A 25,878-nucleotide genomic window follows, 5' to 3' on the forward strand; every position below is an offset into this window, starting at 1 on the left:
CTTCCGGCGTGCATTGCAAGCGGGTCGGTTGCGTTGTCATGGCAAACCCCTAATAGGCACGGTTGAGCCGCACTTCCAGCAGATGCTGCAGGCGGGTAAAGAAGATGACTACCACCCAGTAGACCAGGGCCACCGCCATGAAGCTCTCGAAGAACTTGAAGGAGGAGGAGGCTTCCATCTGCGCCTTGCCCATGATCTCGGCCACCCCCAGGGTGAAGGCCAGCGAGGTGCTCTTGATCATGTCGATGAAGTAGTTCATCAGGGACGGCGTGGCGATGCGGGCCGCCTGCGGCAGTATGATCCGCTGCATTGCCTGGTAACGGCTCATGCCGATGCTGAGGGCAGCTTCCATCTGGCTCTTGTGGATGCCAATGATGGAGGCACGGATCGACTCGGCCATGTAGGCGGCAAAGTGCAGGGTCAAACCGACGATGGCGGCGGTGAAGGCATCCATTCCCACGAAAATAGGGAACAGCTGCGGCAGCCCGTAGTAGAGCAGGAACAGCTGGACGAGCAGCGGTGTACCCCGAAAGAACGAGATATAGAGCATCGCCAGCCAGTGGATCGCGGGAACGCGAAAGACCCGTACTATCGCCAGGGCTAGCGACAGTACGAGTGCCAATGCGAATCCCCACAGGGCCATTTCCATCGTGGTGCCCAGATACTTGAGCAGGATGGGAAACAGCCCCAGCGTGTATTCGAGGTCAAATTCCATCATTTATTTGTCGGTGATGTCGGAAGCGAACCATTTTTCAGAGATCTGACGCAGGGAACCGTCTTTGCGCATGGCGGTGAGGGCGTCATCGACCTTCTTCAGCAGTGCCTGTTTCTCCGGGGTCTTCAGGAAGGGCAGGGCGTTCTCGATGGTCTCGAACGGTGCGCCAGCCTGTTGCAGCGGCAGCTTGGATTCCTTGATCAGCTGGGCGGTGGAGACGCGGTCCATCACGAAGGCGTCGATGCGGCCCAGGGCAACATCCTGCTCGAAGGCGGAGTCATAGGTGCGGATGTCGATCTTCTTGTTCGGGTCGTTCTTGCGCAGCAGCTCTTCGAAGTTGGAGCCCAGGTTCACCGCGACCTTCTTGCCTTCCAGATCCTTGATGCCGTGAATGGTGCTGTTGCCCTTGCGCACCACGATCTGGGCGCCGTCATAGACGTAGGGCTGGGAGAAGGCGTACTTGGCCTTGCGCTCGTCGGTGATGGTGATCTGGTTGGAGATGGTATCGACGCGGCCGGTTTCCAGCATGCCGAACAGGCCGGAGAAGCTGGCGGTCACGAACTCGACCTTGTAGCCGGTGCGCTCGCCGATCTGGTTCCACATGTCCACTTCAAAGCCCTGCAGCTTGTCCTGCTTGACGAAGGTGAACGGGAAGTACTTGCCGGACATGCCGACCTTGATGGTTTCCTGGGCGATGGCTTGACCGGACAGGGCTGCCAGCAGAATGGCGGCGCCGGAGACCAGCTTGATGGATGACGTCATGGTGATTCCTCTCTCTGTAGTTCTGTATTTTTAGTTGTAAACGCTGGGGTTGCGCTGATGTTATTGGAATAAAACCTAAAGAATAAATGATATTTGGTTATATAAAATAACCGCTTCAGGTCTGGATCTTTGGTGCATCGGTAACGGGATCGGGCTGTGGGTAACTTTGGGGATGAAATCAGATCCACGGCTGCTGGATCCTTGAAAGTCAAGGATCTTATTTGCTGGATCCGCGAGGTCGCGGCTAGAGATCCAGCCGCTAAAAACGTAGAATAGCCGGTCTTTAGTTAATCAATCGACGGGAGTTTAGAGTGACTGCTTCGCTATGGCAGCAGTGCCTTAACCGGCTGCAAGATGAGTTGCCCTCGGCAGAATTCAGCATGTGGATCCGGCCGCTTCAAGCGGAGTTGAGTGACAATACTCTGACCCTGTATGCACCGAATCGTTTCGTTCTGGACTGGGTTCGAGACAAGTATCTCATCCGGGTGAACGGCATCATCAATGAGCTCTGCGGGGTCGATGGCCCCACCCTGCGTTTTGACATCGGCAATCGTCCCCATCCCGTCGCGGTGGCCAGGGCGCCGGCGCGGGGTGCGGATCCTGTGAATAACTCGCAGAAGAGCTGGGAAAGCAAGGCCGAGGCCAAGCCCGAACCGAACCACAAGAGCAACACCAACGTGAACTATACCTTCGAGAATTTCGTCGAGGGTAAGTCCAACCAGTTGGCCCGTGCGGCTGCCCGTCAGGTGGCTGACAATCCGGGCGGGGCCTACAACCCGCTGTTCCTCTATGGCGGCACCGGTCTGGGCAAGACCCACCTGCTGCATGCCGTCGGCAACGCCATCAAGGAGCGCAAGCAGGACGCCAAAGTCATCTACATGCACTCCGAGCGGTTTGTGCAGGACATGGTGAAGGCGCTGCAGAATAACGCCATTGAAGAGTTCAAGCGTTATTACCGTAGCGTCGATGCCCTGCTCATTGATGACATCCAGTTCTTCGCCAACAAGGAGCGCTCCCAGGAGGAGTTCTTCCACACCTTCAACGCCCTGCTCGAAGGCAACCAGCAGATCATCCTGACCTCGGATCGCTATCCGAAGGAGATCAACGGGGTGGAAGATCGTCTCAAGTCCCGCTTCGGCTGGGGCCTGACGGTGGCGATCGAGCCGCCGGAGCTGGAGACGCGTGTCGCCATCCTGATGCGCAAGGCGGACGAGAACCAGATCCACCTGCCGGACGAAGTGGCCTTCTTCATCGCCAAGCGGCTGCGCTCCAACGTACGCGAGCTGGAAGGGGCGCTGAACCGGGTGATCGCCAATGCCAACTTCACCGGTCGCGCCATCAACATCGACTTCGTGCGCGAAGCGCTGCGCGATCTGCTGGCGTTGCAGGAGAAGCTGGTCACCATCGACAATATTCAGAAGACGGTGGCGGAGTACTACAAGATCAAGCTGGCGGATCTGCTCTCCAAGCGCCGTTCCCGCTCCGTTGCCCGTCCACGCCAGCTGGCGATGGCACTGGCGAAGGAGCTGACCAACCATAGCTTGCCGGAGATAGGTGATGCCTTTGGTGGTCGTGACCACACTACCGTGCTTCATGCCTGCCGCAAGATCGAGCAGCTGAAGGAAGAGAGTCACGACATCAAGGAAGACTATTCCAACCTGATCCGTACCCTTTCTTCCTGATGACGGAACTGAGTGCACAGATGCAGCTTGAACATGCCAACCTGATCCGAAACCTTTACTCCTAATCACAACGGAGAGCACAGATGCAGCTCGAAATTAGCCGTGAGGCCCTGTTACGTCCTCTGCAACTGGTGTCCGGTGCCCTGGGTGGCCGGCCGACCCTGCCGATCCTCGGCAACGTGCTGCTTGATGTCAGCAACGGTCTGTTGTCACTGACCGGTACCGACCTCGAAGTGGAGATGATCGGTCAGGTCTATCTCAACAGCGACAGTCAGGATGGCCGCACCACAGTACCGGCGCGCAAGCTGCTGGATATCTGTCGCGGTCTGCCGGAGGGGGCGGACATTCGTCTCAATACCGAAGGCGAGCGCCTGATCATCCGCTCCGGCCGCTCCCGCTTCAACCTGTCGACCCTGCCTGCCACCGAATACCCGAACATCGAGGATTGGGAGTCCGTGCTCGAGTTCGACATCGGCCAGCTGGAGCTGAAAAAACTCATCGACGCGACCCAGTTCTCCATGGCGAGCCAGGACGTGCGCTACTACCTGAACGGCATGCTGTTCGAGAGCGAGGGCCACGGCCTGCGTACCGTGGCCACCGATGGTCACCGGCTGGCAACCTGCCGTCGCGAGGTGGTGAGCGAATCGCTGCCCGATCATCAGGTCATCCTGCCGCGTAAAGGCGTGCTGGAACTGGTGCGCCTGCTGGAAGCGGAAGACAAGCCGGTACGGCTGCAGATCGGCCGCAGCAACCTGCGCGCTGCCCTCGACGGCTTCATTTTCACCTCCAAGCTGGTGGATGGCCGTTTCCCGGACTGGCGCCGCGTCATTCCGCGCAACAGCGACAAGGCCCTGATCGCCGGCCGTGAGGATCTGCGCCAGGCCTTTGCCCGTGCCGCCATCCTCTCCAACGAGAAATTCCGTGGGGTGCGTCTCAATCTGCAGGAAAACCTGCTGCGCATCACCGCCAACAACCCGGAACAGGAAGAAGCCGAAGAGCTGCTTGACGTACAATACGAAGCCGGCGAGATGGAGATCGGTTTCAACGTCTCTTATGTGCTGGACGTGCTGAATACGTTAAAATGTGACCAAATCCGGATCAGCCTGAGCGATTCCATCAGCAGCGCCATTATTGAGGATTTTGACAGTCAGGATGCTCAGTACGTGGTAATGCCGATGCGGATCTAGTCGTGTCCCTGGTCAAACTCCAGCTCAGCGACTTTCGCAATATCCAGCAGGCCAGTCTCGCGCTGTCACCCGGCCTCAATATCCTGGTCGGGTGCAACGGCAGTGGCAAGACCAGCGTGCTGGAAGCCATTCACTACCTCGGTCTCGGTCGCTCCTTTCGCACTCACCTGACCGGGCGGGTCATCCGCCAGGGGGAGAGGGCGTTTACCCTGTTCGCCCAGTGTGAACTGGAAGGGCGACAGGTTCCCATCGGCCTCGCCAAGGACAAGAGTGGCGAGACCCAGCTAAAGATTGCCGGTGCCCAGGCCCAGCGCCTGGCCGACCTGGCCGAGCTGCTGCCGGTGCAGCTGATCCACCCGGATGGCTTCAACCTGCTGACCGGCGGGCCCCAGGCTAGGCGCGCCTGGCTCGACTGGGGTGTTTTTCATCAGGAACCGACCTTCTTCTCCTTGTGGGGACGGGTACGGCGGCTGCTGAAACAGCGTAATGCACTGCTGCGCCAGAGCACCCAGTATCGCCAACTGGCGTTCTGGGATCAGGAGTTGGTGCGGTTGGGGGGAGAGCTGGCCGAGTTTCGCGCCAGTTATTGTCAGGCCATTACCCCCTTGATCAAGGAGATGACGGCGGACTTTTTGCCGGAGTTCGACATCAGCCTTGGATTCTATCGAGGCTGGGAAAAAGATACCCCGCTCAATGAGTTGCTGGAGGCGGGGTTTGAGCGGGATCGGACGCTGGGTTACACGGGCGTTGGTCCGCAGAAGGCCGATGTGCGCCTCAAGGCGAACGGTGTGCCCGCTCAGGATATTTTGTCCAGGGGTCAGTTGAAGTTGTTGGTCTGTGCCATGCGACTGGCCCAAGGGCTCTATTTGAATCAACATAGCAGCCGTGGCTGTATTTTTTTAATTGACGATTTTGCCTCTGAACTGGATGTCGACAAGCGCCGCTTGCTGGCCGCAAGGCTGAAGCAGTGTGCGTCCCAGGTGTTCATCACCGCCATCGACACCGGTCAGCTCGCAGACATGATGGATGCGAATGACTGCAAGTTGTTCCACGTGGAACAAGGCAAGATCTCCGAAACGTTAGAGAAGGCAGAGAGTAAGCTATGAGTGAAAATACTTACGACTCCTCGAATATCAAGGTACTGAAGGGCCTGGATGCGGTCCGCAAGCGCCCGGGGATGTATATCGGCGATACGGATGATGGCTCGGGCCTGCACCACATGGTGTTCGAAGTGGTCGATAACTCCATTGACGAGGCGCTCGCTGGCTACTGCTCCGATATTCAGGTCAAGATCCACTCCGATGGTTCCGTCTCCGTCCGTGACAACGGCCGCGGCATTCCTGTCGACATTCACCCGGAAGAGGGTCGCTCCGCCGCAGAGGTCATCATGACCGTGCTGCACGCCGGCGGTAAATTCGATGACAACTCCTACAAGGTGTCCGGCGGTCTGCACGGCGTGGGCGTCTCCGTGGTGAACGCGCTCTCTGACAAGCTGTTGCTGACCATCCGTCGCAACGGTCACGTCTACGAGCAGACCTATCACCTGGGCGAGCCACAGGCCCCGCTCAAGCAGATCGGCGATGCCACCACCACCGGGACCGAAGTGCGTTTCTGGCCGAGCCCGACCATCTTCAGCGACACCTTGTTCCACTACGAGATCCTGGCCAAGCGTCTGCGCGAGCTCTCCTTCCTCAACTCCGGCGTCTCCATCCGTCTGATGGACGAGCGTGACGGCCGCGAGGCGCACTTCTGCTACGAAGGCGGCATCAAGGCGTTTGTCGAGTACCTGAACCAGAACAAGACCCCGATCCACCCGAAGGTGTTCCACTTCACCACCGAGCAGGACGGCATCGGCGTTGAAGTGGCGATGCAGTGGAACGACGCCTATCAGGAAGGGGTCTACTGCTTCACCAACAACATTCCGCAGCGTGATGGCGGCACCCACCTGGTGGGCTTCCGTACCGCGCTGACCCGTACCCTCAACTCCTACATGGACAAAGAGGACTACAGCAAGAAGGCCAAGTCTGCCGCCAGTGGCGACGACGTGCGTGAAGGTCTGATTGCCGTTATCTCCGTCAAGGTGCCGGATCCCAAGTTCTCCTCCCAGACCAAGGACAAATTGGTCTCTTCCGAAGTGAAGACCGCAGTCGAACAGGCGATGGGTGAGAAGCTGGCCGACTTCCTGCTGGAAAACCCGGGCGATGCCAAGATCGTGGTCAACAAGATCATCGATGCGGCCCGTGCCCGTGAAGCGGCCCGCAAGGCCCGCGAACTGACCCGCCGCAAGGGCGCGCTGGATATCGCCGGTCTGCCCGGCAAGCTGGCCGACTGTCAGGAAAAAGACCCGGCGCTCTCCGAACTCTACATAGTGGAAGGGGACTCTGCTGGCGGTTCCGCCAAGCAGGGTCGCAACCGGAAGAACCAGGCCATCCTGCCGCTCAAGGGCAAGATCCTGAACGTGGAGAAGGCCCGTTTTGACAAGATGATCTCCTCCCAGGAGGTGGGCACTCTGATCACCGCACTGGGCTGTGGTATCGGTCGCGACGAGTACAACCCGGACAAGCTGCGTTATCACAACATCATCATCATGACCGATGCGGACGTCGATGGTGCGCACATCCGTACCCTGCTGCTGACCTTCTTCTATCGTCAGATGCCGGAAATCATCGAGCGTGGTTATGTCTACATCGCCCAGCCGCCGCTCTACAAGGTGAAGAAGGGCAAGCAGGAGCAGTATCTGAAAGACGAGGATGCGCTGCTGCAATACCAGACCGCCATGGCGCTGGATGGTGCAACCCTGCACGTCAACGAGTCTGCCCCGGCCATCGGTGGCGAGGCACTGGAGCGTCTGGTCAACCAGCATCGCGCCGTGACCCACCTCATCACCCGGATGTCCCGCCGTGCGCCGGAAGCCGTGCTGACCCAGCTGATCTATCAGCCGGAACTGAACGAAGCCCTGCTGACCAGCGAGAGCGATCTGCAGGCCTGGTGCCAGAGCATGGAAGCCGTGCTCAACGAGAGCAACCACGGCATCCAGTATCAGATGCAGGTGCGCCGCGATGAAGAGCGCCGTCTGTTCGTGCCGCACGCCGTGGTACGTCAGCACGGTGTCGACCGCGAATACCCGATCAGCTACGACTTCCTGCAATCCTCCGAGTACCGTCAGCTGGTCTCGCTGGGCAAGGAGATTGCCAACCTGATCGAGGAAGGTGGTTACATCAAGCGTGGCGAGAAGGTGAAGCCGGTCGCCAGCTTCGTCGAAGCGGTCGAGTGGCTGATGGGCGAAGGCAAGCGCGGCATCTACATCCAGCGCTATAAAGGGTTGGGTGAGATGAACCCGGATCAGCTGTGGGAAACCACCATGGATCCGGAAGCCCGTCGCATGCTGCGTGTCACCATCGATGATGCCGTCGGTGCTGACCAGCTCTTCTCCACCCTGATGGGTGACGCAGTAGAGCCGCGTCGCGACTTTATCGAGACCAACGCCCTGCGCGTGGCCAACCTCGACGTCTAATTCGACGCTGTCAGTACGATATAAAAAAGCCGCTCCCTGTGAGCGGCTTTTTGTTTTTCTGGCGGAGGAGGTGGCACGTTCCACGTGAAACATTGAACCCGATTACCCCAGCTCAGGTGCAGGGCAGTAGAGGCGCAGGCGATGGCCGTCCGGATCGAGGGCCATACAGGTGTAGCCAAACTCCATCCGGGTCGGTGCCTGGATCAGGGTGAGCCCGCGCGCCTGCCACTCCGCAGACTGGCGATCGACGGCGGCATCATCGGGGAGGGCGAAGGCCAGCTCCATGGCCCCGGCCGTTTGGGTCACGGCGGGTTCGACCGTGGCGCTGGACCAGAGTGCCAGCTTGGCGCCCGATTCGAACACGAACATGGCAAAGGTGGAGGACTCTTCCACCGGTGGGCGGCCGAACAGCTCGCGGTAGAAGAGCGCACTGCGGGCCGGGTTGGCAACATAGAGGATGGTGAATTGGGGGACTAACATGGTGATGCTCCTTGCTGGTGAGATGGCGCATCGGCGCCGACCCCATCAGCATGGCGCCGCCTGCTGTCAGTTTCTGTCAGCAATGAATCTGGGTTGCGGGATCTGCTGGCTGGTGCGCCACTCCTTGAGCAACCGTTCCCGATTGCCAGGATAAGGTTCCGCCTCCAGCCGCATCGCGCTGATCCTGTCCACCCGAAAGTGGCGAAAGCCCTGGCGCAGCTCGCACCAGGCCACCAGTATCCGCACCTGGTCGAAGTAGCCGAGGGCACAGGGCCAGACGGTGCGCTCCGAACTCGCTTCCTTGAGATCCCGATAGCTCAGGGTCACCTTGCGCTGCTGGCGGATGGCGCTGCGCAGCGGAGCCTCATCGACGGGGCTGTCACCGCGAGCGGTGCCGATCAGCAGGGCATTGGCATGCAGCTGTTGGCGATAATCGGCGGGCAGCACGGCCTCTATCTTGGCCAGCGTGCTGCTGGCGGCGGTGCTGAGGGCATGATCGGCATGGGCCGCCACCCAGCGTGAGCCCAGTACCAGTGCATCCAGTTCCTCTTCGCTGAACATCAGCGGCGGCAGCATGAAGCCGGGGCGCAGGACATAGCCGATACCCGCTTCCCCCTCGATGTGGGCGCCCTGTGCCTGCAGGGTGGCGATATCCCGATAGAGAGTGCGCAGACTGATGTCAAGCTGGCTGGCCAGCTCGCTGCCGGTGATGGCGTAGCGGTGGCCGCGCAGCAGTTGCAGCAGGGCCAGCAGGCGTTCGGAACGGGACATGATGTGACTCCTCAAGATCTCCGCTCAGGGTGCCATGTTTGTGACCAGGGTAGGAAGCCCAATGAGGGAAAAGCCTGCAAATGGGTGGAGAGAAGATTTTTCGATCAGGGCCCTTGAAAGCCGAAAGCGGGCCCCTATATAGATAACAAGGCCGGAACGCTCGACAGAGGTTTCGACCAGGTGCCCGTCCATCAGGAGGGCAAACAATCCGTTATCGCTCAAAAGAGGGTAATACTATGCGTTCTATCGACTTTTCTCCGCTCTATCGTTCTGCCATCGGTTTCGATCGTCTGGCCAATCTCATCGAATCTGCCGCCAGCAATGGCAATGCCGGTTATCCCCCCTACAACATCGAACAGCTGGGTGACAGCGACTACCGCATCAGCATGGCGGTGGCGGGCTTTACCCAGGAAGAGCTGGAGCTGAGCTTCCAGGAAAATCTGCTGACGGTGAAGGGCAACAAGCAGGCCGATACCGAGCGTAACTACCTCTATCAAGGCATAGCCGAACGCGGCTTCGAGCGTCGCTTCCAGCTGGCCGACTATGTGCGGGTGAAGGGCGCCGATCTGAAGAACGGTCTGCTGCACATCGACCTGGTGCGCGAAGTGCCCGAGGCGATGAAGCCCCGCAAGATCGAGATCAACGGCTGACAGTCTGACCTCGTTGCATTGTTGATGTTTCCCGGGTGCCGATTGACGGGCCCGTGGAGAGTAAACCCTGTTGCTTTATAGAAGGATAGGATCATGCGTAACCTCGATTTTTCTCATCTCTATTCCAATGCCGTCGGCTTCGAGCGGATGGCCCGTGAGCTGGAAGGCCTGTTCGATCAGAAGACCTCGGCCTACCCCCCGTACAACATCGAAAAACGCGATCACGACAGCTACCTCATCACGGTTGCCGTGGCCGGTTTCGAGCGCAATGAGCTGGAGCTGGAGACCGAAAACGGCACCCTCAAGGTGAAGGGGCGCAAGGTCGCCTCCATGGGCGAGCGCCAGTTCCTCCATCAGGGGATCGCCGAGCGGGACTTCGAGCTCGCCTTCAAGCTGAGCCAGCATGTAGAGGTGCAAGGTGCCAAGCTGGAGCATGGCCTGCTGACCATAGAGCTGGCCCGCGAGCTGCCGGAGGCGCTCAAGCCCCGCGCCATCCCCATCGGCAAGCCAGAGCAGCTGGCGCTGCCCGGCTAAACAGTACCGCTGACCAGCTGATAGAAGAGAGGCCTGCATTCGCAGGCCTCTCTGTTTTTGTATCGCCGAGCGGATTAGTCGGCGTAGAGGGCGTTGATCTCGTCGGCCAGGATGGCGATGCCGCGGCGCACCAGCTCCTCGCTCTGGGAGTAGTTGAGGCGGATGCACTCCCGGCTGTGACGCCACTCCGGGTCGTCAATGCCGGGGAAGAAGTAGTGGCCCGGCACGATCAGCAGGTTCTTAGCTTTCAATCGCTCGTACAGTTCCTGGCAGTGGATCGGCAGGTCTTCGAACCAGAGCCAGAGGAAGAGGGCGCCTTCCGGCTTATGGATGTGGAAGCGCGGGTCGGGGATCGCTTCGCGCAGCAGTTGCACCGCCAGCTCCGCCTTCTGCCGATAGAAGGGTTTCACCACCTGCTCGCTGAGGGCGATGATCTCGCCGCTCTCGATCATCGGAATGGTGATGGCGGGGCCCAGACTGCCCGGTGCCAGATTGATGATGCCGCTCAGGTTGGTGATGGCCTGAATGATCTTCTCGTCGGCGATGACGATGCCGCAGCGGGTGCCCGGCAACCCCAGCTTGGAGAGGCTCATGCAGAGGATGGTGTTGGCGTTCCAGAACGGCTTGGCCTCGCTGAAGATGATGCCAGGGAAGGGGACGCCATAGGCATTGTCGATGAGCAGCGGAATGCCCTTGTCGCGGGCGATCTGATCGAGGTGCTCGATCTCTTCATCGGTCAGCACGTTGCCGGTCGGGTTGGTCGGCCGGGAGACGCAGATCACCCCGATGTCGTCACCCACCTGCAGGCTCTCGAAGTCCACGTGGTACTTGAACTGGCCATCGGCCAGCTTCTCGATGGTGGGCTTGTAGGCCACGAAGTAGTCGTCCGCCAGAGCCGAGTCGGCATAACCGATGTACTCGGGGGCGAGCGGGAACAGCACCTTCTTCTTGCGGCCATCGGCAAATTCGCCCGCCAGCAGGTTGAACAGATAGAAGAAGGCGTTCTGGCTGCCGTTGGTCAGGGCGATGTTGCGGGCGGAGATCTCCCAACCCAGCTCCTTGCTGAGCAGGGCCGACAGCGCCTTGGTGAATCTGTCCTTGCCCTGGGGGCCATCGTAGTTGGCCATCGCCTTCACCAGCTCGCCGTTGTCGAGCAGGCTCTTGGCCTCGGCCTGAAAGCGTTCCAGCATGGCAGGGATGGGGGCTGGGTTGCCGCCACCCAACATGATGGCGTCCGGATTGGTCAGCCCCTGATTAAGGTCATCCATGAGTTGGGTAATACCGGCATGGCGAGTGAACTTCTCGCCGAACAAGGAAAATTCCATTCAGTGACAGATCCAGAGTCAGTTACGGGGGAGCTAGCACCATAGCTCAGTTTAAAAGCGGGTGTCGATCAAAAAAATGGGACGTTCCACGTGGAACAGCAGGCAAAATCTAGTGTGGTGAAAATGACCACTTGTTGGTTCAATCCTGACTACAGGATGTTTTCCAACTGGCGCCATTTATTATCTAAAAACAATTAATTTAAACAAAATCATGTTGTTATAGATGTGGCACGACAATTGGAATAGTCATCTGGTCATCTCAACCACACCGGAGCACACCAGATGAAAATCCTGATCGCAACCTTGATTGCCAGCAGCCTGAGCCTGAACGTCATGGCCGACGAATACCCCAGACCCGAACTGGACAGCGTCAAGCTGGAGCAGGAAATATTGGCCCAGCAGCAGCAGGCTTCCCATGCCGTGGTGGCGGAAGCCATTCACAACCTCAAGCCGCTGGCGCTGGATACCCTGGTGGTGGAGGCGAGCTCGGCCGATGCGACTCACCCCGAGAGTTGAGATAGCGCAAGGGGGTCTGCCCCGTGTGTTGCCTGAAGAAGGCGATGAAGGCGCTGTCGCTGGCGAACTCCAGCGCAGCCGCCACCCGGCTGATGGGCTCGGCTTCTGCCAGCAGCTCCAGCGCCCGCAACAGTCGCCACTGTTGACGCCAGGCCTGGTAGCTCATGCCGGTCTCCCGCATGAAGATGCGGCCTATGGTCTTGTCACTGGCACCCACCCGTTCGGCCAGCCGGTTGAGCCGATCGGGCAGGGCGTCGCCCTGTTTCACCTCCTGCAGCCAGCCGGCCAGACGCACGTCTGACGGCAGCGGCAACTGCCAGGATTCCCGCGGCGCTTGCGCCAGCTCCTCTTTCAATAATGCCAGTGTGCAGGTCTGCTCTGCCTCCGGCTTGTCCCACGGCCAGAGCGCCATCCGTTCGATGATCTCCCGCAGCAGCGGGTTGACCGCCAGCACCGCCATCTCGGCCGGCAAGCCGGGCTCCGGCTGGAAGTAGAGGGAGCGATAGGCCACCACCCCGCGCATCAGCACCCGATGGGGCAGACCCGCCGGCAACCAGGCGGCCCGCGTCGGCGGCAGCAGGCAGACCTGATCGTCCAGCTCTATGGTCATGCAGCCAGCTTGGGCGAACAGCAGCTGATGGCGCCTGTGCTGGTGGCGGCCAGAGTCGTGCCAGCCGAGGGCGGCGGCGATCCCGATGGCACTGCCGTCGTGCTGGTCCGGATCAAAAGGGTGATCGGGAAGAATAAAGGCCATGTGTCCGATTCTTGATGTTTATAGTCCTGCTTATTGTAATCAGACATCTGGCGTCACTCTAGAATGACGGCCTCTAGTGAAGGAGGTTTGTCATGAACAACAAGTTGCCACCGCTCTGGCTGGTGGTCGGACTGATGATGTTTCCGCAGATAGTGGAGACCATCTACAGCCCGGTACTGACCCATATCGCCACTGAGTTTCGGGTGAGCGAGGGGCAGGCATCCCAGACCCTGTCGGTCTATTTTCTGGCGTTTGCGGCGGGCGTGGTTTGCTGGGGTCGGTTGTGCGATCTCATCGGTCGGCGCCCAGCCATGCTGGCGGGCTTGCTGACCTATGGTGCCGGCACCCTGCTGGCGTTGCTGGCCACCCAGTTTGAAACCCTGCTGCTGGCCCGGGTCATTGCGGCTTTCGGCGCCGCCGTGGGCTCAGTGGTGACCCAGACCATGCTGCGCGACAGCTATCAGGGCAGCGATCTGGCGCGGGTCTTCTCGGTGATGGGCATAGCGCTCTCCCTGAGCCCGGTGCTGGGGCTGGTGAGCGGCGGCCTGCTGGCCGATGGTTTTGGTTATCTCGGGGTATTTGGCGCCCTGCTGGCGCTGGCAGTCGGCTTGTTGCTGATGGCCAGCCGGCAGTTGCCGGAAACCCGGCCGATCACCACCCAGCGAGTGGCACTCTGGCCGCTGGCATGCCGGATGGTGCGTGATACCGGCTTGTGGCGCAGCGCCGCTCTGGTGGCGCTGTTCAATACCATGCTGTTCGGCTACTACAGTCTGGCGCCATTTCTGTTTGCCGGGCTGGGGCTGAGCGCGGGTGAGTTTGGTTACTCCGGTATCGTGCTGGCACTGGCGACCCTGGGGGGCAGTCTGCTCAACAAGCGTCTGCTGGGGCTTGGCTGGTCGCCTGCCTCCCTGATCCGGCTCGCCGCCGTGTTGGCTCTGGGCTCGGGTTGGCTGGTGTGGGCGAGTCAGGCGTCGCTCTGGTTTCTGCTGCCCATGACGGGAGTGGTAGTGGCATTCGGGCTGGCGATCCCCAATGTGCTGAGCCAGGCGCTGCTGGCCTATAGGGAGGTGGCGGGCAGTGCCGGCGCCCTGTTCGGGCTCGGTTACTACCTGCTGCTCAGCCTGGGGTTGGCGGTTGCAGCCAGCTTGCAGGATCTCGGTCTGCTGCTCGGTGGATGCGGTCTGTTGGCCCTGTGTTGTTGCTGGCGTCGTTCCACGTGAAACATCAGCTGCCGATAAAGCGGTAGCCGATGCCGGATTCGGTCTCGATAAGGGCGGGGTCTTGAGGGTTATCCCCCAGCTTCTTGCGCAGGCTGGCGATGACGATGCGCAGGTAGTGGGTGTCCTCCTTGTGGCTCGGCCCCCAGATGTCGTTGAGCAGCTGGGTCTGCAGCACCAGCTTGCCGGGGTGGCACACCAGCGCCTGCAGCAGGGCGAACTCCTTGCGGGAGAGGGCCACCTCTTCCTCCCCCAGGGTGACCCTGTGGCTGCTGCTGTCCAGGGTCAGCCCGCATTGGGGGAAGTGGCGGCACTCACCGCTGCTGACCCCGGCCCGCTGGCGCAGCAGCACCCGGATACGGGCCATCATCTCGCCGACGCCGAACGGCTTGCTCATGTAGTCATTGGCTCCAGCATCCAGCAGCCGCACCTTCTCCTGCTCCGAGTCCCGCGCCGACAGCACCAGTACCGGATGCTGATGGTGCTCGCGAATGGCCTGCAACACCTGGAGACCATCCCCATCCGGCAGGCCCAGATCCAGGATCACCAGGTCGGGGTTGAGGTGGCGATACTGCGCCACACCCTCGTTGACGCCAACGGCCTCGCTGACCTGATGGCCTTCGGCGATCAGGCTGATCCGCAAAAAACGGCGGATGGCCGCCTCGTCGTCGATGACCAGTATGTGAGCCATTCAACCTCCAGCTCGCTGATGAAAAAGGGCGGCGACCATCAGGCCGCCGGAGCATTGAGGGCCAGCGGCAGGGAGATGCGCATGCAGGTGCCGTTGCCGTTGGGGCCGGAAAAGGCCCAGATGCGGCCCCCATGGACCTCTATCATAGCGCGGGAAATGGCGAGGCCAAGCCCGGTGCCACGGCTGCCGCAATCACCGACCGGCTGGGTGTAGAAGAGGTTGAAGATCTTGTCGCGGTCCGACTCGGCGATGCCGACCCCGATATCGATGATGTCGATGATGAGGTCGGGGTCCGCCAGCATCACCTTGAACTCGATGGGGGTGCCGGCCGGCGAGTAGCGGGAGGCGTTGTCGAGGATGTTGACCAGCACCTGCTCGATCAGGGCGCCGTGCACATAGAGGCGGGGGATCTGCTGATCGAAGTGCACCAGCAGCTTGTGCTGGCGCCAGGAAGAGTCGAGCCGGCGGCGGGCATTCTCCACCAGATCCGCAAGATCGACCCAGTCCCGTTTCAGCTGGAAGTCGGGTGAGCCGATGCGGGTCATGTCCAGCAGGTTCTGCACATAGCTGTGCAGGCGGCGCGCCTCCTCCTGCACCGAGTGCAACAGCTCGCTGCGGTCTTCGCTGCTGATCCGGTCACCATATTCCAGCAGGGTGCTACCGGCGCCCATGATGGTGGCGAGCGGCGTCTTCAGATCATGGGAGACTGAGGAGAGCAGGGCGGCGCGCATCCGGTCGGTCTCTGCCTGCAGCTGGCTGTCGGCCAGCCGCTCGTTGAGGTCGATTCGGGCCAGGGCGGCGCGGATATCGGTGAGCAGCGCCTGCAGCTGATGCTCGGCCGAGGAGGCGAGCGGATTGGCCAGCAGTATGCCCAGCACCAGCTCATCGCTGAGGTGATGGTACTGGGCCTCGGCCGCGTTGAGGGTGGCGGTGTGGGCGCCGGCGCTCTGCTTCTGGGCCAGACACCAGTCGATGGCCGCCTTGTCGGTCTGCCCCGGCTTGTGCTCGGTCGAGCCGGCCCAGTACTGGTAGTGCCGATCGAGGGCAAACACCGGCTGGCCCAGTGCCAGCGAGATGGCCTGGCTCCCTTGCCTGAGCACCTCGACCGGACTGCTGGCGGTGGCCAGCCCCTGGCTCAGGGAGAGCAGGGCATTGCCCAGCTGCTGGGTCTCGCGCAGGCCGACCAGCTGCTGGCGCTGACGGGAGGCGAGCCGCCCGGCCGTGATGCCGACGATGAGCAGCACGAACAGGGTGAGCAGGTCGCTGTGGCTGGCGACGCTGAGGGAGAAGTAGGGGACGGTGAACAGCAGGTTGTGGCCGACGAAGCCCAGCACGGCGGCCAGGATGGCGGGCACCAGGCTGGTGGTGAGCGCGGTGGCCAGTACCCCCAGCACGAACAGCATGGGCAGGGAGGCGGGCGGCAGCCAGTGGGAGAGCCCCCAGACGGCGGCCGAGGTGGTCCCCATGATGACCACCGCCAGCAGGCTCTGGCGAATGTCCTTGGGGTGAAGCGGCTGCCAGTTCAGGCCGGGTTTGCGTTTCTCGGTATCCACCAGGGTGATCTCGAGCCCCTGTGCCTGCCTGAGCAGATGCTGCACCAGCGAGCGGCGCCACGGCGCCTTGTGGGGTTTGCCCAGCAGCAGTTGCGACACCTGCTGCTGTTCGGCCGTCTCCAGCAGGGCGTCGGCCACCGCCGGGCTGGAGAGGGTCAGCACCTTGGCCCCCAGCTGGGAGGCGAGCGCCAGCGCCTGCTCCTGTTCGGCGGAACGCTGCCCCTTGCTGTCGACGTGCACCACCAGCCAGGGCAGCTGGCGGCGCTGGGCGAAGCGGTGGCCGTAGCGCACTAGGGCGGCGCCGTGCTCGTCGCCGAGGCAGACCATCAGCTTGCCTCTTAGCGGCAGCGTGGTCTTGCCGGCGGCCTGCCACTGCAGTTGCAGATCCCCCTCCACGTGGCTGGCGGCGGTCTGCATCGCCAGCTCCCGCAGGGCGGTCAGGTTGTTGAGGGAGAAGAAGGACTGCAGGGCGGCCTTGGCCTGGTGGGGCACATAGACCTTGCCCTCCTTGAGACGGCCGAGCAGCTCCTTGGGGGGGAGGTCGATCAGCACCAGGCTGTCGGCTTCCAGCAGCACCTGGTCGGGCAGGGTCTCCTTGACCCTGACCCCGGTCAGCTGCCACACCAGATCGTTGAGGCTCTCCAGGTGCTGCACGTTGAGGGTGGTGTAGACGTCGATGCCGGCGCCGAGCAGCTCCTCCACATCCTGCCAGCGCTTCTCGTGGCGGCTGCCGGGGGCGTTGCTGTGGGCCAGCTCGTCCACCACGGCGATGGCGGGTTTGCGGGTCAGCAGGCCGTCCAGATCCATCTCCTCCAACCGCTGCTGGCGGTGCAGGTGCAGCTTGCGCGGCTGGATGGCGAGCTTGTCGAGCAGGGCCAGGGTCTCCTGGCGACCATGGGTCTCCACCACCCCGATCAGGATGTCGACCCCCTCTTTGGCCTGTTCCCGCACCGCCTGCAGCATGGCGTAGGTCTTGCCCACGCCGGGGGCGGCGCCGAGAAACACCTTCAGCTTGCCCCTGTGCTCCTGTTCCAGGCTCGCCAGCAGGGCGTCCGCCCTCACTTCATCACGCATCCCCGCGCTCCCGTTCCATCGGCCGAACCGCGGCCGTGACCTCATTGCTCATGCTTGTCCCCGTTGTCGAACGAGAGCCTCCCCGAACGGCAAGGAGCGCCCTCAGGCGCCCTTTTGATGATCGAGTTGCAGGTTCAACTGGAGAATGTTGACCACCTGCGGGCCAAGGATACCAGCTTGTGCCGCCGACTTGACCTGCTCCGTCAGCCGAACGGGATCCAGCCCCCGTTGCTCGGCGACCCGCTCCACCTGAGCCAGCACCGCATCGAGCGGCAGATGGGGATCGAGGCCGGAGGCGGAGCGGGTCAGCAGGGCGGGGACCCTGGCTTCCGGCTGCTCTTTGGCCGTCGTAGCGGCAAATTCGGCCCGCAGCGGCGAGCTCATCCCCTGGTTGCTGGCGCCGCCACCTATGGGGGCGAAGTCGCTGGCGGAGGGGCGGGAGTGGAAGTAGTCGGCCCGCTCGAATTTCTGGGCCAGCAGGGCGCTGCCGACTACCTGCTGCTTGTCGTTGGTGAGCAGGCTGCCGTTGGCCTGCCAGGGGAAAATAAGTTGGGCCAGCCCGGTGACGGCCAGCGGATAAGCCACCCCCAGCAGCAGGGTCAGGGTCAGCAGGGTTCTGATTGCTATCATGATTTTCTTGCTCCAAATGCGTTGGGTGGATGCGGGTCTGCCCCGCATCCGGTGATGCCGTTACACCAGCCCCAGGCCGGTGATGACCAGGTCGATCAGCTTGATGCCCATGCATGGGTGCACGATCTGGCCGTGGATACCATTGCGCTGCGTTTTCATCACACCAGCCCCAGGCCGGTGATAACCAGGTCGATCAACTTGATTCCGATAAAGGGCACGATCAGGCCACCGACACCGTAGAGCAGCAGGTTGCGACGCAGCAGGCTGGCCGCCGTGCCCTGCAGGCTGACCCCGCGCAGGGCCAGCGGCACCAGCGCGACGATGATCAGGGCGTTGAAGATGATGGCCGACAGGATGGCGCTCTCGGGGCTGCCCAGCTGCATCAGGTTCAGCGCCCCCAACTGTGGATAGGCGGCGATGAACAGGGCCGGCAGGATGGCGAAGTACTTGGCCACGTCGTTGGCGATGGAGAAGGTGGTCAGGGCGCCACGGGTCACCAGCAGCTGCTTGCCCACCAGCACCACGTCCAGCAGCTTGGTGGGGTTGGAGTCGAGATCCACCAGGTTGCCCGCCTCCTTGGCGGCCTGGGTGCCCTCGTTCATGGCCAGCCCCACGTCGGCCTGAGCCAGTGCAGGGGCGTCGTTGGCGCCGTCCCCGCACATGGCCACCAGCCGGCCGTCGGCCTGCTCTTGGCGGATGTAGGCCAGCTTCTTCTCCGGTGTCGCCTCGGCGATGAAGTCGTCCACCCCGGCCTCGGCGGCGATGGCGGCGGCGGTCAGCGGGTTGTCGCCGGTGATCATCACGGTGCGGATCCCCATGTGGCGCAGGATCTGGAAGCGGGCCTTGATGCCCGGCTTGATGATGTCCTTGAGGAACACCACCCCCAGCAGCTTCTCGTGGGTGCAGACCAGCAGCGGGGTGCCGCCCTGGCGAGCTATGCTGTCGACCGACTTGAGGATGGGCTCGGGCACCGCCTTGCGATCGAGGGAGAGGTAGCGCAGCACGGCGTCCACTGCCCCCTTGCGATATTGATGACCGTTGCGATCCAGCCCGCTCAGCCGGGTCTCGGCGCTGAAGGGGATGATGATGTCGCTCTCCAGCTGGCTCGGTCTGGTGTGGCTCTTGCCAGCCAGGGTCAGGATGGACTTGCCCTCCGGCGTGTTGTCACCCAGCGAGGCCAGCATGGCGGCCTGGGCCAGCAGGGCCGGATCGATACCGGGGGCCGGGATCAGTTCATCCGCCATCCGGTTGCCGAAGGTGATGGTGCCGGTCTTGTCCAGCAGCAGGGTGCGCACGTCGCCGGCGGCCTCCACCGCCCGGCCCGACTTGGCGATCACGTTGAGCTTCACCAGCCGGTCCATGCCGGCGATGCCGATGGCGGAGAGCAGACCGCCGATGGTGGTCGGGATCAGGGTGATGAACAGCGCCAGCAGGTAGAGCCGGGGCACCTGGGTGCCGTTGTAGTCGAGGAACCAGGGCAGGGTGGCCACCACCAGCAGGAAGATCAGGGTCAGTCCCACCAGCAGGGCGTCCAGCGCCATCTCGTTGGGGGTCTTCTGGCGCTTGGCCCCTTCCACCAGCGCAATCATCCGATCCAGGGTGCTTTCGCCCGGATTGTTGCTGATGCGCACCCAGATCTCGTCGGAGACGACGGTGGTGTTGCCGGTCACGCCGCTGCGATCGGTGCCCGACTCGCGGATGACGGGGGCGGACTCCCCCGTGATGGCGGCCTCGTTGACCGAGGCGATGCCGGCGACCACTTCGCCGTCGGCGGGGATCATCTCGCCGCTGCGCACCAGCACCAGATCGCCCTTGCGCAGGTTGGTGGCTGGCACCCACTCCCCCTTGTCATCCTGCGGATGGGTGACCCGGCGCGCCCTGAGCTGGCTCATGCCCGCCTTCAGGCTGTCGGCCCGCGCCTTGCCGCGCCCCTCGGCCAGGGTCTCGGCGAAGTTGGCAAACCAGAGGGTGAGCCAGAGCCAGGCGGTCAGCTGCCAGGCCAGTGAAGGGGCAACGCCGGAGACAGGCTGCCCCAGCAGGGATTCCACGCTGGCCATCACGGCCGCCAGCCAGAGGGTGAACAGGATGGGGCTGCCGAGCAGCGCCCTGGGGTTGAAGCGATAGAGGGCTTCCACCATGGCCTGCATGATCTGTGATTTCTGTTTCTTGCCCTTCACCTTGAGGGTGTCGGTGCTCATTGAAGCGGACTTGCTCATTGGAAAGCTCCCAGCATCGAATAGTTGACCACGGCGATCAGTGAGGTGTGCAGCATCAGAAGGCACCTCCCAGCAGGCTCAGGTGTTCCGCCACCGGACCCAGCGCCAGCACCGGCAGGAAGGAGAGGCCCCCCATCAGCAGCACGGTGACGATCAGCAGGGTGATGAAGAGCGGGCCGCTGACGGGGAAGTCCCCCTCGCTTCGCTCCTGGCGCGGGGCGCGGGCCAGCTGGCCGGCGATGGCCAGCACCGGAATGATGTAGCCGAAGCGGCCGAGCAGCATGGCCAGCCCGATGGCGATGCACTGCCAGCTGTCGGCGGCGGCCAGGCCGGCGAAGGCGGAGCCGTTGTTGCCGGCGGCCGAGGCGTAGGCATAGATCAGCCGGGACAGGCCGTGGGGGCCGTCGTGACCGATGACGGTGGCGGAGTCCGGCATCAGCAGGGTAATGCCGCCGATCACCAATACCCCGACCGGCATCACCAGCATGCTGGCGACCACCCATTTCATCTCGGTGATGCCGAGCCGCTTGCCCAGATAGGTCGGGGTACGCCCCACCATCAGGCCGCACAGGAACACGGTCAGCAACACGAACAGCATCATGCCGTAGATGCCGGAGCCGACCCCGCCGAAGATGACCTCGCCGAGCAGCATGTTGATCATGCCGACCATGCCGCCGAGAGGTGTGAAGCTGTCGTGCATGGCGTTGACCGAGCCGTTGGAGGCGGCGGTGGTGGCCACTTCCCAGATGCTGGACAGCACGGGGCCGAAGCGGCTCTCCTTGCCTTCCCAGTTGCCGGCCATGCTGCTGGCGTCAGTGGTGAGCTGGGCGAGGGCGGGGTCCGGTTTCAGCTCCTGGGTGATGGAGACGAAGAGCCCGATCACCATCATCAGGGTCATGGCGACAAGGATGGCGCGGCTGTGGGCCAGGTCCTTCACGTAGCGACCCAGGGTGCAGACCATGGCGGCGGCCAGTGTCAGCAGGGCGACCATCTCCAGCCAGTTGGAGAGGGCGGTCGGGTTCTCGAACGGATGGGCCGAGTTGACGCCAAAGAAGCCGCCGCCGTTGGAACCGAGCTGCTTGATGGCGATCTGGGAGGCGGCCGGGCCGAGCGGCAACAGCTGCTCCTGGCCTTCCAGCGCGTGGAACGGCAGGTAGGCAGACAGGCTCTGGGGTACCCCCTGCCAGACCAGCAGCAGCGCCAGGATCAGCGCCATCGGCAGCAGCACGTAGAGGCAGAAGCGCACCAGATCCTGCCAGAAGTTGCCGAGGTGGGTCGTCTGCTGGCGGGCGATGCCGCGGAATAGGGCGATGGCGACGGCGGCACCGGTGGCGGCCGAGACGAAGTTCTGGGTGGTGAGCCCCACCATCTGGCTGAAGTAGGAGAGGCTGGCCTCGCCGGAGTAGGCCTGCCAGTTGGTGTTGGTCATGAAGCTGACCGCGGTGTTGAAGGCGAGTTGCCAGTTCAGCCCGGGCAGCTGTTGCGGGTTGAGGGGCAGTAGCCCCTGCGCCAGCAGGATCAGGAACAGTAGGCCGAAGCCGGCGCCGTTGAAGGCCAGCAGGCTGAGGGCGTAGGACTTCCAGTCCTGCTCGCGCCCGTCCGTGCCGCAGCAGGCCAGGGTGGCGCGCTCGACGGGAGCCAGCCAGCGACTCTTGCCCTCAAATACCCGATACAGGTAGTTGCCAAGCAGAGGCGCCGGCAGCAGCACCAGCAGTACGAACGCGACGGGATAGATGATCTCTTGCCACATATCCGGTTCCTCACTCATGGGTGCGCGCAAGGGCGCGCAGCAGATAGCCCGCGAGGGCGAGGACCAGCAGCAGATATAGCCAATTCATATCGACTCCATTGGTGTAATTGACGACCAAATGGTAGGAATAACCGGCGTAAAGGCGCCATAAAGCCGGATTTGGCAGGCGTAAAATCGGCGTAAAAAAGCAGGTGTGGGTGCTATTTGAGGGAGGAGAAAGATCGAAAAACCCGGCCTGAGCCGGGTTTGGTTGCAAGTCGCTGAGGCTGACCTGATAGTGACAGGCCTGCTTCAAACATGCTTATCGCATGGTCACAAACTCTTCCGCGCTGGTGGGATGGGGAGTGGGAACGCAGTGGCCGGTTTGACCTCTATGCCCTAGCTCCCTCAGCGCATGGTGACAAACTCTTCCGCACTGGTCGGATGGATGGCAACGCAGTTGTCGAAGTCCGCCTTGGTGGCACCCATCTTCATGGCGACGCCGAAGCCCTGCAGGATCTCGTCCATGGCGAAGCCGATGCCGTGCAGGCCGACCACCTTCTCTTCCGGCCCGACGCAGACCAGCTTCATCCGGGTGGGCTGGCGATGCTGGGTCAGCGCCGAGTACATGGCGGTGAACTGGCTGCGGTAGACCTTGACCTGATCTTCACCGTATTCGGCGACGGCTTCCGGCTCGGTCAGCCCTATGGTGCCGATGGGCGGGTGGCTGAACACCACGGTCGGCACCAGATCGTAGTTGAGGTGCTCGTTCGGCTTGTTGTTGAACAGCCGCTCGGAGAGACGACGGCCCGCCGCAACGGCCACCGGGGTGAGCTGGATGCGGCCGGTGTTGTCACCGACGGCATAGAGGTTGGCGATGGCAGTATTCTGGAACTTGTCGGTCGGGATAAAGCCCTTCTCGTCGAGCGTGATACCGGTGGCGGCCAGGTTGAGGTTGTCGGTGGCCGGGACACGGCCGATGGCCCAGATCAGGCAGTCGACGGTGAGGTGGCGACCATCTTCCAGCTGCAGGGTCAGGCTCTCGTCGGCGTTCTTGACCACCGCCTTCGGAATGGCGTGGGTGTGCAGCTTGGGTCCTTCCTGCGCCATGATCTCCACCAGAGTCTCGTGGATCATGGGGTCGAAGTTGCGCAGCGGCGCGTGCTTGCGCACCACCAGGTGGGTCTCGGAGCCGAGCGCCTGCATCACGCCGGCGATCTCCACCGCGATATAACCGGCACCCACCACGGCAACCCGTTTGGGTTGTTCTTGCAACTCGAAGAAGCCGTCGGAGTCGATGCCCAGTTCGGCACCCGGAATGGCCGGCACTTCGGGGCGGCCGCCGGTGGCGATCAGTATGTGATCGGCGCTGTACTGCTCGCCATTCACCTCGATGGTGTTGCTGCTGACGAAGCGGGCGAAGCCCTTGATGACGGTGATCTGGTTCTTGCCCAGCACGTTCTGGTAGGACTGATGAATGCGGCCGATATAGGCCTGGCGGGACTCGACCAGCTTGGCCCAGTTGAAGTGGTTGAGAGTGGTGTCGAAGCCGTAGTCGGCGCCATATTTCAGGGCATCGGCGATCTGGCCGGCATACCACATGGCTTTTTTCGGTACACAACCGACGTTGACGCAGGTACCACCCAGTTCTTTGGCTTCAATCAGGGCGACTTTCTTGCCGTACATGGCAGCCCGGTTGGCCGAGGCGATGCCGCCGCTGCCGCCGCCGATGGCGATATAGTCAAAATGCTGTGCCATTGCGAGGTTCTCCGCTCATTAAGAATGCAATCACAGCATGATGGGGATAAAGCGGCTGGCTCACAAGAGCCAGCACTCAGTTATGTTGGATCGGCAGGCGAATATGGAACTGGGCGCCTTGCTCCGGTTCGCTGATGCAGTTGATGCGACCACGCAGCAGCTGCACCACCAGGTTGTAGATGATGTGGGTGCCGAGCCCGCTGCCGCCCTGGCCCCGCTTGGAGGTGACGAAGGGATCGAAGATGCGCGGCAGTATCTCGGGCGGGATGCCGCGGCCGTTGTCGCTGTAGTCGATCAGCAGCTCTTCACCCTGTTGCTCTACCTTGATGGTGATCTTCTTGGGCTTGTCCCAGTTGTCGAAGCCGTGGTTGATGGAGTTGAGGATCAGGTTTGAGTAGATCTGGGTGAAGCTGCCTGGGAAGGAGAAGATCGACAGCTTGGGATCGCACTGGATATCCACCTCGCACTGGGCCTTCTTCAGCTTGTGACCGAGGGAGACCACCACCTGATGCAGGTTGTCGGCGAGGCTGAAGTTGTAGCGCGCCTCGGACGACTGGTCCACCGCCACCTGCTTGAAGCTGGCGATGAGCTCGGAGGCGCGGCGCAGGTTGCCCTGCAGCAGCTGCATGGATTCATCCAGATTGACGGTGAATTCGGTGAGATAGGAGCGCGACAGCTGCTTGGAGTCGATGTGCTGCTTGAAGTCGGCCACCCGCTCCTGCAGGTAGGAGGAGGCGGTCACGCTGATGCCGATGGGGGTGTTGATCTCGTGGGCCACGCCGGCCACCAGGGAACCGAGGGAGGCCATCTTCTCCGACTCCACCAGGGTCTGCTGGGCCTGTTTCAGATCGTCGTAGGCCTTGCCCAGCTGGTCGTTGGCATCGCTCAGGCTGCGGGTACGCTCCACCACCTTGCCCTCAAGCTGTTCGTTGAGCTGGATGATCTCCCGCTCCACCTTCTTGAGGCGGGTGATGTCGTAGCCGAAGCCGATCAGGTATTTGAGGTTGGGCCCTTCGTAGAAGGGGGCGAAGGTCCATTGCAGCACCAGCTCGTGGCCCTGCTGGTCATGCATCATGACCTCTTTGTCCTCGATGGAGCCGTGATCGGCCAGGGTGGCCGCCAGCTGGTCGCGCTGCTCCTTGCTGACGAACAGATCCAGCCAGTTGTGCTGCAGTATCTCCTGCTGGTGGTAGCCGGTCAGCAGGATGGCCGCCGGGTTGATGCTGGCGATGTTGAGGTCCGGCTCCATGCAGCAGATGACCATGTTGGCGGAGTTGATCAGGGTGGCGGAGAAGTCCCGCTCCTGCTGCAGCTGTTCGGCGGCCTGATGGCGCGCCGCAAATTCGTCGAGCAGCCGGGTGCGCATCTGGTTGAGGGTGGCGACCAGGGTGTCGAGCTCGTCGGGTTTCTTGCGGGGCAGGGGGCGCCCCTCCAGGGTCAGCTCGGTGGTGAGCCGGTCCAGATTCAACTTCTGGGCGTAGTGGGCGATGCGATTGAGGTGACGCACCACCAGGTAATAAATGATGATCAGGATGCAAAACGAGACCACCAGGGTCTTGATGGTCTGGCTGACCATGATCAGCACGGATTTTTCGATGAGGCGCTGGTAGATCTGCTCCAGCGAAGCGGCGACGAACAGCTTGCCCACCACCTCGCCCTGATAGGTGAGGTTGAACTCGCGGGAGATGTCGTAGCTTTCCCGTTCCACCCCCTGGGTCAGCAGCGGCACTTCCGAGTTGCCGAGCATCTCTTTCACCATCACGAACTGCATGTTGGGCAGGTTCATTATGCCCTCGATCTGCACCTTCACCTGCTCTTCATCCAGGTTCCACAGGCTGGCGGCGATGGGCTGCAGGAAGGAGGCCTCGATCTGGCCGATGCTGTCCTCGATGACGGCCACGTCCTTGCGGTAATCCCAGGCAAGCTGCAACACCGTAATGATCATCGCCAATACGGTACTGCACACCAGAATGTAGGAGAGCAGGCGGTATGAGAGTCCGTTACGGCCGACGGCCCTAGCGGTCTTGGAGAAGAGTCCTGACATGGCGTCCTTGCGGTCTGGATATATTGCCATTTAGTTTAACTGCTTCATGCACTTATGTCGTGTTTCGTTCGCGTGA

General features: G+C 62.1%; 22 protein-coding genes. 8 read left to right on the top strand and 14 right to left on the bottom strand.

The features are described from left to right. Window positions 1–49 precede the first annotated feature (49 nt). The gene (locus I6L38_RS19350; protein WP_080760954.1) at window positions 50–718 is read right to left on the bottom strand and encodes an amino acid ABC transporter permease; all 669 of its coding nucleotides are present in this window, start codon (window positions 716–718) and stop codon (window positions 50–52) included. After that, window positions 719–1,477 (bottom strand): amino acid ABC transporter substrate-binding protein, encoded by a 759-nt coding sequence (locus I6L38_RS19355; protein ID WP_005307144.1) that lies wholly within the window; start codon window positions 1,475–1,477, stop codon window positions 719–721. 311 nt (window positions 1,478–1,788) lie between these two features. Here I6L38_RS19355 and dnaA point away from each other — a divergent pair, with 311 nt between their 5' ends. The 4 genes from dnaA (at window position 1,789) to gyrB (ending at window position 7,860) form a co-directional block, all read left to right on the top strand. After that, window positions 1,789–3,159 carry a chromosomal replication initiator protein DnaA gene (gene dnaA, locus I6L38_RS19360; protein WP_005307141.1) on the top strand — a complete coding sequence of 457 codons (1,371 nt, stop codon included), beginning with the start codon at window positions 1,789–1,791 and terminating at the stop codon, window positions 3,157–3,159. 83 nt (window positions 3,160–3,242) lie between these two features. Continuing rightward, window positions 3,243–4,346, top strand: a complete 1,104-nt coding sequence (gene dnaN / locus I6L38_RS19365; protein WP_005307138.1) for a DNA polymerase III subunit beta — start codon at window positions 3,243–3,245, stop codon at window positions 4,344–4,346. A 2-nt stretch (window positions 4,347–4,348) separates the two neighbouring features. Next, window positions 4,349–5,452 (top strand): DNA replication/repair protein RecF, encoded by a 1,104-nt coding sequence (gene recF, locus I6L38_RS19370; protein ID WP_017787844.1) that lies wholly within the window; start codon window positions 4,349–4,351, stop codon window positions 5,450–5,452. After that, entirely contained in the window at window positions 5,449–7,860 is a 2,412-nt protein-coding gene (gene gyrB, locus I6L38_RS19375) for a DNA topoisomerase (ATP-hydrolyzing) subunit B (RefSeq protein WP_017766631.1), read from the top strand. Before recF ends, gyrB begins: the two co-directional genes overlap by 4 nt. 102 nt (window positions 7,861–7,962) lie before the next feature. On the opposite strand, the gene I6L38_RS19380 is transcribed toward gyrB, so the two are convergent. Both I6L38_RS19380 and I6L38_RS19385 read right to left on the bottom strand, forming a co-directional pair. Continuing rightward, window positions 7,963–8,340, bottom strand: a complete 378-nt coding sequence (locus tag I6L38_RS19380) for a VOC family protein (RefSeq protein WP_216988843.1) — start codon at window positions 8,338–8,340, stop codon at window positions 7,963–7,965. 66 nt (window positions 8,341–8,406) lie between these two features. After that, window positions 8,407–9,111, bottom strand: a complete 705-nt coding sequence (locus tag I6L38_RS19385; protein WP_201889731.1) for a YafY family protein — start codon at window positions 9,109–9,111, stop codon at window positions 8,407–8,409. 236 nt (window positions 9,112–9,347) lie between these two features. Between I6L38_RS19385 and I6L38_RS19390 the strand changes: the two genes are divergently transcribed. Then, the gene (locus tag I6L38_RS19390; protein ID WP_010635612.1) at window positions 9,348–9,761 is read left to right on the top strand and encodes an Hsp20 family protein; all 414 of its coding nucleotides are present in this window, start codon (window positions 9,348–9,350) and stop codon (window positions 9,759–9,761) included. Between the two features lie 93 nt (window positions 9,762–9,854). Next, on the top strand, window positions 9,855–10,295 hold the full coding sequence (locus tag I6L38_RS19395; RefSeq protein ID WP_017766633.1) for an Hsp20 family protein: 441 nt from the start codon (window positions 9,855–9,857) through the stop codon (window positions 10,293–10,295). A gap of 74 nt (window positions 10,296–10,369) precedes the next feature. Here I6L38_RS19395 and I6L38_RS19400 read toward each other — a convergent pair whose 3' ends face one another. Then, a complete protein-coding gene (locus I6L38_RS19400; protein WP_201889732.1) occupies window positions 10,370–11,620 on the bottom strand; it encodes a valine--pyruvate transaminase in 1,251 nt (416 codons plus the stop codon). A 282-nt stretch (window positions 11,621–11,902) separates the two neighbouring features. On the opposite strand from I6L38_RS19400, the gene I6L38_RS19405 reads away from it, so the two are divergent. Beyond that, window positions 11,903–12,136: a hypothetical protein gene (locus tag I6L38_RS19405; protein ID WP_005307116.1), complete on the top strand. Its 234-nt coding sequence runs from the start codon at window positions 11,903–11,905 to the stop codon at window positions 12,134–12,136. On the opposite strand, the gene I6L38_RS19410 is transcribed toward I6L38_RS19405, so the two are convergent. Then, window positions 12,066–12,890, bottom strand: coding sequence for a helix-turn-helix domain-containing protein (locus I6L38_RS19410; RefSeq protein WP_005307115.1), 825 nt, complete (start codon window positions 12,888–12,890; stop codon window positions 12,066–12,068). The two genes, I6L38_RS19405 and I6L38_RS19410, sit on opposite strands and share 71 nt — an antisense overlap. Window positions 12,891–12,982: 92 nt before the next feature. Here I6L38_RS19410 and I6L38_RS19415 point away from each other — a divergent pair, with 92 nt between their 5' ends. Continuing rightward, window positions 12,983–14,110: a multidrug effflux MFS transporter gene (locus I6L38_RS19415; RefSeq protein WP_201882042.1), complete on the top strand. Its 1,128-nt coding sequence runs from the start codon at window positions 12,983–12,985 to the stop codon at window positions 14,108–14,110. A gap of 4 nt (window positions 14,111–14,114) precedes the next feature. Here the strand turns inward: I6L38_RS19415 and I6L38_RS19420 are convergent, their stop codons facing one another. The 8 genes from I6L38_RS19420 to I6L38_RS19455 all read right to left on the bottom strand — a co-directional run bounded on the left by I6L38_RS19420 (window position 14,115) and on the right by I6L38_RS19455 (window position 25,802). Further along, window positions 14,115–14,798, bottom strand: coding sequence for a response regulator (locus I6L38_RS19420; RefSeq protein WP_017780324.1), 684 nt, complete (start codon window positions 14,796–14,798; stop codon window positions 14,115–14,117). Between the two features lie 38 nt (window positions 14,799–14,836). Then, window positions 14,837–17,425, bottom strand: a complete 2,589-nt coding sequence (locus tag I6L38_RS19425) for a sensor histidine kinase KdpD (RefSeq protein ID WP_017780325.1) — start codon at window positions 17,423–17,425, stop codon at window positions 14,837–14,839. A gap of 102 nt (window positions 17,426–17,527) precedes the next feature. Beyond that, the gene (locus I6L38_RS19430) at window positions 17,528–18,055 is read right to left on the bottom strand and encodes a potassium-transporting ATPase subunit C (RefSeq protein ID WP_216988844.1); all 528 of its coding nucleotides are present in this window, start codon (window positions 18,053–18,055) and stop codon (window positions 17,528–17,530) included. Between the two features lie 158 nt (window positions 18,056–18,213). After that, the gene (kdpB, locus tag I6L38_RS19435; protein WP_201882045.1) at window positions 18,214–20,271 is read right to left on the bottom strand and encodes a potassium-transporting ATPase subunit KdpB; all 2,058 of its coding nucleotides are present in this window, start codon (window positions 20,269–20,271) and stop codon (window positions 18,214–18,216) included. Between the two features lie 55 nt (window positions 20,272–20,326). Continuing rightward, window positions 20,327–22,021 (bottom strand): potassium-transporting ATPase subunit KdpA, encoded by a 1,695-nt coding sequence (gene kdpA / locus I6L38_RS19440; RefSeq protein WP_201882046.1) that lies wholly within the window; start codon window positions 22,019–22,021, stop codon window positions 20,327–20,329. A gap of 10 nt (window positions 22,022–22,031) precedes the next feature. Continuing rightward, window positions 22,032–22,316 carry a hypothetical protein gene (locus I6L38_RS22695; RefSeq protein WP_236660784.1) on the bottom strand — a complete coding sequence of 95 codons (285 nt, stop codon included), beginning with the start codon at window positions 22,314–22,316 and terminating at the stop codon, window positions 22,032–22,034. 92 nt (window positions 22,317–22,408) lie between these two features. After that, window positions 22,409–23,758, bottom strand: coding sequence for a glutathione-disulfide reductase (gorA, locus tag I6L38_RS19450; protein ID WP_216988845.1), 1,350 nt, complete (start codon window positions 23,756–23,758; stop codon window positions 22,409–22,411). A gap of 76 nt (window positions 23,759–23,834) precedes the next feature. Further along, window positions 23,835–25,802 (bottom strand): ATP-binding protein, encoded by a 1,968-nt coding sequence (locus I6L38_RS19455; RefSeq protein WP_216988846.1) that lies wholly within the window; start codon window positions 25,800–25,802, stop codon window positions 23,835–23,837. Between the last annotated feature and the right edge of the window lie 76 nt (window positions 25,803–25,878).

Source organism: Aeromonas sp. FDAARGOS 1408, assembly GCF_019048665.1.
Classification (GTDB): Bacteria; Pseudomonadota; Gammaproteobacteria; order Enterobacterales; family Aeromonadaceae; genus Aeromonas; species Aeromonas dhakensis.